The organism is Jezberella sp., assembly GCF_964834465.1.
In genome coordinates this window covers 1-9,358 of record NZ_CBAZRM010000032.1, presented here as the reverse complement: position 1 = coordinate 9,358, position 9,358 = coordinate 1, and the positions used below count along the sequence as shown (strand labels likewise).

The following is a 9,358-nucleotide window of genomic DNA, read 5'->3' as shown; positions in this document are numbered from 1 at the left end:
GATGCTTGGTCTTCGTACAGCTGAGCCGGATCAACGCCGGCGGCGATCAACGCATCCCGTTGCAGATGGGTCGTCTGGGAGCCGTCTGTTTTAGACACCCGCATGTAGCCGATCAGCATGTCGCACCTGTCACTTATACGTTCGATTGTGTGACAGTCTGCAACAAAACGCCCGCATCGTCAAAAAATGTCACTTAACCCGTCATTTAAATTACGACATGCAAAGGGTTGTTGTTACTATTTTGTGACATCGCATTCGTTGCCGGGCCTCTTCCCTAACCGTATCAGGTAGAGTCAAAATCCAGAGCTCGACAATAGGCTGAGTTTCCGCCGGCTCCGTGCCAAAACCTCATTTTTGTGCACATGAGTATTGAGCATAGTGAAGGTTCGTGCACAGGACTACTGATCAGGATATGTCAGAAGTCCTGTGCACATCGGGCGTTCCAGCCAGTAAAATGGTGCAGTCGACTTCTGAAAATGACATTTTGCCTCTGTGACACCCTGTCGGGAAACATGTGTTTCCCGACAACCCCAGTCAGCACGGGCCTTGTGCCCTTGCCGGAATTTTCGGGGGTTCCGGCTTACATCCCCAATAATGTGACATGCATTCGTTGCCGACATCTCTGTTGTCTACATACGGTAGACACATTATAGTATTGTGTGTATACAGCGTCTACACGTTATTAAACAGGATGTTGGCTACTGCAACTTTAGTTGCGTGAGGTGTATCTTTCGTGGGGGTCAGGGGGCCGCCCCTGTTGGTTTCAGTTTCTGCATTTCCTTTGCACGTCCGGTTCGGCAGCATTGCCCAACCCGTTTAATGTATTGATGCCAAACTGGGCGGTAGCGCAAACAGCTTTGATTTACTTTCCTATCATCGCCGCCCTCCCCCTTGCCATTGGTCTCGGGCATCGCACAAGCAGGGTTCGAGCATGGAAATTTAAACGTCCGCCGGGTAAACATCTGAGATTACTCCATCAACACACAATAGATTACTGGCGTTGAAACAGATCTGCAATCACCCCGCCCACTATCTGAAACAAGGCGGGGCTGAGGACACCGATTCCGGCAAGGCGCTCCGCTTTCTGGAACTGGTGGATGACATTCAGGCCAATCATGAAAAGGTGCTGGTATTCACCCAATTCCGGGAAATGGGTGAATTGCTGAGTGAATGGCTGCGCGCACGCTACGCACGGGCAGCGCAATTCCTGCATGGAGGCGTGCCGCGAGCCCAACGCGATGCCATGGTCGAACGCTTTCAGAACGACCGCACTGAACGGGTGCTGATCCTGTCGCTGAAGGCGGGCGGTACCGGCTTGAATCTGACGGCGGCCGCCAATGTCATTCATTATGACCTATGGTGGAACCCGGCCGTAGAAGCACAGGCCACCGACCGCGCCTATCGCATCGGCCAGCAACACAATGTGCAAGTGCACCGCTTGATTACCCGGGCAACATTCGAGGAACGCATCAATGACATGATCAATGCCAAACGCGAACTGGCCGAGTTGACAGTTGGCACCGGCGAACAGTGGCTCGGCAATCTGAGCGGTGACGAATTGATTGATTTGTTCACCCTCGGTGCGCAGCCATGAAACAAACTTCCCGCGACTCCATCCCGCTGACAAAGACGCGGCGTTGGTGCACTTAAAAATTGACAGCGACAGTGCCCCTACCCCGATCTGTTATGCTGCCCTGCGCTCGCAGGGGACAAAATTAGGGCATCCGACCGCTAGCGTCATTTTCAGCAGTCGACTGCACCATTTTCCTAGCTGGAACGCCCGGTATGCACACGACTTCTGACAACGTCAGATCAGACGTCATATGCACGATCCTCCGCTTTGCACAGTACTCCTGTGCACAAAATAAGGCGTTGGCCAGAAGCCGAAACGCTGCTGGCTAAGCACTGACCCAAAAAGTACAGTCGCCCCCTGAAAACGACACTCCGACCGCGCAACTCGAAGTGGCCGAAGTGTTAGGCCACTCCAGAGAAAGCGTACCCCCATTACCTGGGGCGGCAAACCGGAACGTCCCGCCCAAACGCACCCTGTTCAGGCGCTTCTAACCTCGCTGAGCAGATCGGGGTGACGCTCAAGCACTTTGAGCAGCTTCACCAGAGCCAGCGGCGGTTTGGTTTTGCCGTTCTCATACCGTGAGAAGGCATTGACACCACCACCAAATATTTCGGCGGCTTGGCGTTGATCCAGATCGAGCTGCTTGCGTACCTTGGCAATGTAGTCAGGGTCGACATAGGCCGCGTTCACCTGACGCTGGAACTGTCCCAACAACTCGCTGTAGCGATCGCCGTGCTCGCGGTTCAGGATGACCTCGCCGCAGGCCGGGCAGAAGTCGCCCGTCACTGTCGGGAGGGTGGTGGTTTCACCCTTGTAGATGTAGGGCATATCACGGGTATCGTGGATCAGTTCCGCCGCTCCACAGCAGGGGCATTTCATAGTCACAGTTCCTTAAAAGAAACAATCACAACGTCATCAATGACGGTCAGCTTCACGTACACATCGGCACGACTGGCTGTCTTGGCGTGGTACACGTCCTGCCAAATTCGATGATCGGCGTACGTCGTCATGCTCTTGTAGAAGTCGGTGGAGGTGAGCGATATGATGACGGCACACATCCCGGCCAGATCGTTGATGCCTAGCTCACGAGCACCGTTGAAAGCGCTGGCCGTGGCGTTGACCTTACCGGCTTCGATCAAGGCTTTCACGACGGACAGCTTGCAGTGAGGGGTGCCTTTTTCCATGCCTCATTATAACCTAGTTAGTTAATTTTGCAAGTAGGTTAAATATCGGCGTATTCACCAGGAGATGCCATGTCGGACGCAGAAGAACCTCGCCGCGCCAACAGGTTGGCCAGCGATTGCTCGTGATCCACCGTCCCGAGTTGGACGGCGAAGCCTAGCCGATTGTGCGCGCCGCGCTTTTGCGCGATCAGCGCATGGTCGGTGTCGTCCAGGTGGAAATACCGCGCAAGGTCGTGGGGCGACGGCGGACCGGCATAGCGACCGTAGTTTTCGCGCTGGTTGTTTGAGAGAAAGCTGACGGGCATGCGGTCTCCTGCTGAGCTGGGACCGGACATTATGCTTGTGTTTGAGGCATAGCCGGGCGATTCCGATGCTCCGCGCTTCCATTGACGCTGCGCAGCAGCGTCAAGCGGAGAACGCGTCGCGACAAGAGAACGTTAGCCCGAACGCGACCGTTTGCGGCGAACCTATGGGCGTCTCAGAATTCGGAAAATAAAGCACGTTAAGAAATTCCTTGGGCAAACTGCCATCGATTGGCTGAAGCATTTGACAAGCGATTAGGTTTCGGGCGCACCAGTAAGCAACTGCTCAAGCACTTCGATGCGGTGCCGACGCGGCGTCGTGATGGCGTAGAAGCGTTCCAGCAGGTCTGTTGACTGGCCCACGACGACGAGGATTCCGGCACGCAGCTCATCCTGAACCACCACTTCGGGCAACAATGTCAGCCAGCCACTGTCGCGCGCAATCAGGCGAAGCATGGCCATGTCATCCACCTCGGCTCGTAGTCTGGGGCTAACACCTGCCGTTGCACATAGTGCGTCGAATTGGGCGCGCAAGGCGTGCCGGGGGGCTGGCAACGCAATGTCCAAGCCATCGAGGTCTTCCGGAATGCGCAGGCTTTGCGATGCCCAATTGCTCGCAGGACCTACCAGCGAAATCAACTGGCTTCCCAAAAACCGGCAGTGCAATGGGCGATCAGGGTCAGCCGGAACGGTCTCATTGGCCAGTACCACATCCAACTGATGCTCTACCAGCCGAGCCAGCAGGCCCTCCAACAGCCCAGACTCCAGCGTCAACACAACGGCTGGGTTTGTAAGCACAGGTCGAATCCAGTTTTCCTGATAGTTGCGCGACAGAGTGGCCACGCTACCCACACGAAGGCGGGCAATCCCTGCTGAGCGGCCTTCCAAGCGTCCCAGCATTTCCTGGCCGAGACCGAAGATGTTGTCGGCATACGCCTGCACAAGTTGCCCCGCATCGGTCAGTATCAGCCGGCGGCCTTCGCGGATAAACAAGTCCTCGCCTATCCGCGCCTCCAACTGGCGAATCTGAGCCGAAACCGCTGATTGAGAGGTGTGTAGCTCCTCAGCAGCCCTGGTCAGGTGTCCGAGCTTGGCAACTCGCCAGAAATAAAATAGGTGATGGAAATTGAGTTGATTAAGTTTCATCGTTCTATTTTACATATGAAAGTGTTCTTTTTAATCTATTTTACAGAAATTTATTTCACGAGCATCATCCTCGCAACCCAATAAAAAGGTTTTTGCGATGGATATTTCTCAGGTTTTGTATTTAACTTGTGCTCTGACACCGGTCGTTTTGATGGCTGCGTTGGCGGGGCTGACGCGACTTAACTGGATCTCAACGCCGGGACTGTGGCGCCTATTCCAGGCGGTTTCGATTTGCGCGCTGGCATTCATAGGTATGTCGCTTTTGGTGGGGGCAAATGGCGCAGCTTGGCCAAGCGCTGTGATGGCAACATCTTTGAGCCTGATCCTAGCTTTGCTGGTACAGCTGCTTGGCACGGTAATTGGTTCGTTTTCTGCCCGCTATTTGGAGGGGGAGGTCGGCCAGCGCCGCTATGTAGGCGTGCTGGCCACTGTCCTGGCTAGTGTCCACCTGCTTTTGATGGCCGATCACTGGCTCGTGCTTATCGCGGCCTGGGCATCCGTAGGTATCGCCTTGCAGCATCTGCTGTGCTTCTATCCGGATCGCCCGTTCGCCCTGCTGGCGGCCCACAAAAAACGCATTTCTGATCGACTGGCCGATGTGATGCTGCTTGGCGCAACCGCGCTGGCGTGGCTAGAAGTCGGCAACGGTTCGCTCTCGGCACTGTACTTGCACATTGCTCAGCATGGCATGTCCGTATCCTTGCAAATGAGCGCCGTCTTACTCGTGTTGGCCGTCATACTGCGCACTGCCTTGCTGCCGGTGCATGGGTGGCTGACCCAGGTGATGGAGGCTCCCACCCCTGTTTCTGCACTGTTGCATGCTGGTGTGGTCAATCTTGGTGGCTTTGTACTGATCCGCTTTGCGCCTATGCTCGAACAGGCACCCCCGGCGCGTCTGTTGCTATTGGTATTCGGCCTGGCGACTACCGTGCTGGCGGGTATGGTGATGCTGACCCGCATCAGTATCAAGGTCCGCCTGGCCTGGTCAACCGTTGCTCAGATGGGCTTCATGTTGCTTGAGTGCGCGCTGGGCCTCTACACCCTAGCCGCTCTACATCTGATTGGCCATTCACTTTACAAGGCCCATGCCTTCCTGTCGGCTTCGACCTCCGTACGCCAGACCCGCTTGCAGATTTTGCGCGGTGCTTCGTCACCAAGCACTGTCAGCCTGGTGCTGGCACCGGTGGTAACGATCTCCGCTGTGCTGTTAGTGCTGAAACTGGTGGGTCATGCATCCTGGCCTTGGTGGTGGAGCGTGGTGCTTGGCCTCGCCTGGGCTCCCTTGCTGTGGTTACCCGGCGTGCAAACCGACTGGCAAGCACGCAGTGCCCAAGCCTTTTTCGGGTTCCTGATGGTTATTGGCCTCACGGTTGCCACCACTGCAGGGCACTCGCTGCCTCTTGGTCTCCAGAATGTCCCTCACCAAGGGCTCGGTCTGATTGCCTTGATAGGCATGGCGGCCTTGTATTTCTTTCAGGCGCTGCTGCAAGTACGGCCGCAACTGCTGGCTAACTGGCGTCGTTGGAGCTATGCGGGATTTTATCTGGACGAGGCCTACACGCGTCTGGCCCTCCACCTCTGGCCCACTCGCTGGACGCCCAGGGCCACCACACAGTTTGAACCCAAATCCGCCACATCGCCGCTTACCGATGCTGTGCGCTGAACCGACAAACAGGAGAACCTCATGACAGACATACTTGCCACCTACGCACCGCCGGATACGGCGAACACCACTCAAGCCGTTCCCGATCTTGAGGCACTGCATGCCGCGATCGAGCACGCGTGCAGCCAGGCCTGCCACGCAATTGCACCTGCATGGCCGCTGGATAGAGCCATTGCTGTCAATCCGCATTGGTCCCGTATTAGCATGCCAGTGCGCCGGGTGGCCGCACGAATGGCCGTGCTCGGCGGCATCCAGGTATTTCCACCACGAGAGCAGCAACTCCGGGCGTGGCGCAAAGGGCGAATTTGCGCTACCGATCTGGCGCTCGCCCTGCGACAGCTGCCCGAGGCGCACGCGACAGGCCTCAGACCTGAGCAGTGCGCCAATGCGCTGCAATCGAGCGCCCCACCAGCGCAATTGCCATTACTCATTGATGTGCTCGACAACGATGCCAATCGCCATGCGCGGCTATCCTGGCGAGACGCCATCACGCACCAAGTGAGCCAAACCTGTGCCGCCTACTTCGATGAGCATCAAGCCTTTTGGCAACCAGAGCGCACCCAGGGTTTGTACGGCTTTTGGCGAGACACCCTGCAACACGACCATGGGATCGGCTTGTTGATGGGCTTGCCGCGTTTGGGCAGTGCCGTCGGTGCCTTGCCAGCCACCGCAATTGAAGCAGAGCGCTGGGTGATGCAGCGCCTGGGTCTGCCGCAGGCAGTGTGGGCGGACTACCTTGAGTCGGTGCTTCTCACGGTCAACGGTTGGGCCTCATGGTGTGCCTACCTGGCCTGGCAGGCGGGGTTGGAGCGGGGCAAGGCCGACTCAAACCTTCGTGAGCTGTTGGCTATTCGTTTAGCTTGGGGCGCACTGCTGTTGGAGTGCAAGGATGACGGGGCGACCAGGCAGGCGTTTGTCGCACTTCAGCAAGGCTGGAGCCAGGCCCCCTTACTGCTCAAGCAGGCTGAGCAGGCCCTTTTGATCGACGAAGTGTGGCAATTGGCGCTGGAGCTTGGTTATCAGCGCGACCTGGTGCAGCGGCTGGCCGTGGCAAGCAGCAATGGCCTGGTGCCGCAAGAGATTGAAGTCCAAGCGGCCTTTTGCATTGACGTACGCAGCGAGCCACTGCGCCGCGCCCTGGAGGCCGTATGGCCGGGCGTTCAGACTATTGGCTTTGCGGGTTTTTTCGGTCTTCCAGTGGCTTACACACCACTGTCGACTCAAGCCCGGCGGCCGCAGTTACCTGGCTTGCTAGCCCCTACCATAGAAGCAGGCGATTGCATCATGAGCACAGACTCAGCCGAGCGCGAAGCCGACCCTGCACTGCAAAGCGCTGCGAGTCGCGAACGTCAAGTCCGATTCGCCATGGCAGGTCAGTGGCTGGCTGCCAGCCGCTGGCCTGGGGCAGCGTTCTCATTCGTCGAGGCGGCCGGTTTGGGCTATCTTGGCAAGCTCGGAACTTGGCTGCTGCCGAGTAAGCGTGGTCGTGCCAAAGACGACCTGGTGGGACTGCCAGCCCGCTATCGCCCGATCTGTCGCCCCCAACTGCTTGGGTTAGACCTTGAAGCCAAAGTTGCGCTTGCGGCACGGGTACTTCACGCTATGGGGCTGGAGCAAAACTTAGCGCCGATGGTACTCCTCGTCGGGCACGGCAGCCAGTCCGCCAACAACGCCCACGCGGCCGCATTGGACTGTGGCGCCTGCTGTGGACAGACCGGCGAAGTCAATGCGCGCAGCTTGACGCAATTGCTCAACGACCCAGCAGTGCGCCAAGGTTTGCAAGCCAAAGCGCTAAGCATCCCCGAATCGACCGTGTTTGTGGCAGCTCTGCATAACACCACCACCGATGAAATCGAGGGCTTTGACCTTGATCTGCTGCCCGAAGATTCCCGCACTCGCTGGGAGCGCCTGCAAGTGGTGTTTTCCCACGCCTGCGATCAGGCACGCCGCGAGCGCGCGCCCGGCCTGCAACTGGACCCGCGCGCACCGCATGATGCGCTGTTACGTCAGCTTCGCCGCCGTGCCAACGACGGCGCGCAGACGCGACCAGAATGGGGGCTCGCGGGCAATGCGGCTTTTCTGATCGCTCCCCGGCACAGAAGCCGTGGCGTTGTGCTGGGTGGGCGCAGTTTCCTGCATGACTATGACGCCAGCCAAGATAGTGATGGAAGCGTACTGGAACTGCTGATGACCGCGCCCATGCTGGTCACGCATTGGATCAACTGGCAATACCATGCATCTACCTGCGATCCGCTGCGGCTAGGCAGCGGCAATAAAGTGCTGCACAACGTGGTGGGTGGCAACCTCGGCGTCTTCGAGGGCAACGGCGGCGATCTGCGAATCGGGCTGTCCCGCCAGTCGCTACATGACGGCCAACGCTGGGTGCACGAGCCCTTGCGGCTGACCGTGGTCATCGATGCGCCGCAGGCGGCAATTGAAGTGGTGATCGGCAAGCATGCCGTCGTCCGGCAACTGCTCGACAACGGCTGGCTCCACCTCTGGCGCTTCGCGCTTGCTGGCTTCGAGCGTTACGAACACGGAACATGGTCTCCATTGTGTCTGGAGGTCGAATGATGGCGAAGCCGTCCTATTGCAAAGGAAGTCGGGTGGCCCTGCTGACCCAGCATGGAAAGGAACGTGTGATCGCACCTGTGCTTGAGCCCGTCCTGGGTTGCTCCATCGAACTTGTTACTGGATTCGATACTGATCAGTTTGGCACCTTCACAAGGGAGACGCCACGGAACGGTACACAACTGGAGGCGGCCAGACGTAAGGCAAGAAAAGGGATGGAGCTTGCGCGTGCTTCGCAGGGAATCGCTAGTGAAGGCAGCTTCGGTCCTGATCCCCATACGGGCATGTTTCCTTGGAATGTGGAGCTCTTGGTCTGGATCGATGACCACATGGGCATCGAAGTTGTCGGCATAGCCCAGGGTGCCGCCCCTAACGATCATATCCAGAGCGGCGACTGGCAGGCAGTTGCTGACTTTGCCAAACGCGTCGGCTTCCCAGAGCACCATTTGGTGTTGCGCCCCGATGCGCAAAACGATACGCGCATCTGCAAGGACATTGCTGATTGGACGCGGCTGAAAACGTGCTTCGACAGTAGCCTCGCGCAATCACGTCGCGGCACGGTGTTTGTCGAATTGGATTTACGCGCCTTCGCCAATCCCAGCCGCATGAAATACATCGAGCAGGCTGCCAACGATCTGCTGCAGCGCCTGCAATCGACCTGCCCGGCATGCAGTACCCCCGGCTTCTGGATCAGCGAACGGCAACCTGGACTGCCCTGCGCATCGTGTCGGCTGCCAACCCATAGTTATCGCAGCGAAGTGTGGACGTGCCTGCGCTGTGAGCATAGGCGCATCGCTGAGCGGACAGATCGGTCAGCAGCCGACCCTGTGCATTGTGCTTACTGCAATCCGTAACTCGCTGGAAAACTATCATTGAGGGAGAGGTTAATGAAGCGCTGCGCGCCAAGGTGTCTGGTTGA

Annotated in this window: 7 protein-coding genes and 1 pseudogene; 4 read left to right on the top strand and 4 right to left on the bottom strand. The window is 57.7% G+C overall.

Annotation, left to right across the window (positions count from 1 at the left end):
- Positions 1–1,000: 1,000 nt before the first annotated feature.
- A complete protein-coding gene (locus tag AC1W8Y_RS14685) occupies positions 1,001–1,594 on the top strand; it encodes a DEAD/DEAH box helicase (RefSeq protein WP_482015242.1) in 594 nt (197 codons plus the stop codon).
- A 456-nt stretch (positions 1,595–2,050) separates the two neighbouring features.
- Here the strand turns inward: AC1W8Y_RS14685 and AC1W8Y_RS14680 are convergent, their stop codons facing one another.
- The 4 genes and pseudogenes from AC1W8Y_RS14680 to AC1W8Y_RS14665 form a co-directional block, all read right to left on the bottom strand.
- The gene (locus AC1W8Y_RS14680) at positions 2,051–2,452 is read right to left on the bottom strand and encodes a type II toxin-antitoxin system MqsA family antitoxin (protein ID WP_482015241.1); all 402 of its coding nucleotides are present in this window, start codon (positions 2,450–2,452) and stop codon (positions 2,051–2,053) included.
- Positions 2,453–2,454: 2 nt separating this feature from the next.
- Positions 2,455–2,757: a type II toxin-antitoxin system MqsR family toxin gene (locus AC1W8Y_RS14675; protein ID WP_482015240.1), complete on the bottom strand. Its 303-nt coding sequence runs from the start codon at positions 2,755–2,757 to the stop codon at positions 2,455–2,457.
- Positions 2,758–2,888: 131 nt separating this feature from the next.
- A pseudogene (locus tag AC1W8Y_RS14670) lies at positions 2,889–3,062 on the bottom strand (DUF4158 domain-containing protein); the annotation flags it as partial.
- A 252-nt stretch (positions 3,063–3,314) separates the two neighbouring features.
- Entirely contained in the window at positions 3,315–4,205 is an 891-nt protein-coding gene (locus tag AC1W8Y_RS14665) for a LysR family transcriptional regulator (protein WP_482015239.1), read from the bottom strand.
- A 97-nt stretch (positions 4,206–4,302) separates the two neighbouring features.
- Here AC1W8Y_RS14665 and AC1W8Y_RS14660 point away from each other — a divergent pair, with 97 nt between their 5' ends.
- The 3 genes from AC1W8Y_RS14660 to AC1W8Y_RS14650 are packed head-to-tail and all read left to right on the top strand — an operon-like array spanning position 4,303 to position 9,293.
- Positions 4,303–5,868 (top strand): NADH-quinone oxidoreductase subunit L, encoded by a 1,566-nt coding sequence (locus AC1W8Y_RS14660; protein ID WP_482015238.1) that lies wholly within the window; start codon positions 4,303–4,305, stop codon positions 5,866–5,868.
- Between the two features lie 21 nt (positions 5,869–5,889).
- On the top strand, positions 5,890–8,442 hold the full coding sequence (locus AC1W8Y_RS14655) for a YbcC family protein (RefSeq protein ID WP_482015237.1): 2,553 nt from the start codon (positions 5,890–5,892) through the stop codon (positions 8,440–8,442).
- Entirely contained in the window at positions 8,439–9,293 is an 855-nt protein-coding gene (locus AC1W8Y_RS14650; protein ID WP_482015236.1) for a DUF6671 family protein, read from the top strand. The genes AC1W8Y_RS14655 and AC1W8Y_RS14650 overlap by 4 nt, the downstream gene beginning before the upstream one ends.
- The last annotated feature ends 65 nt before the right edge of the window (positions 9,294–9,358 follow it).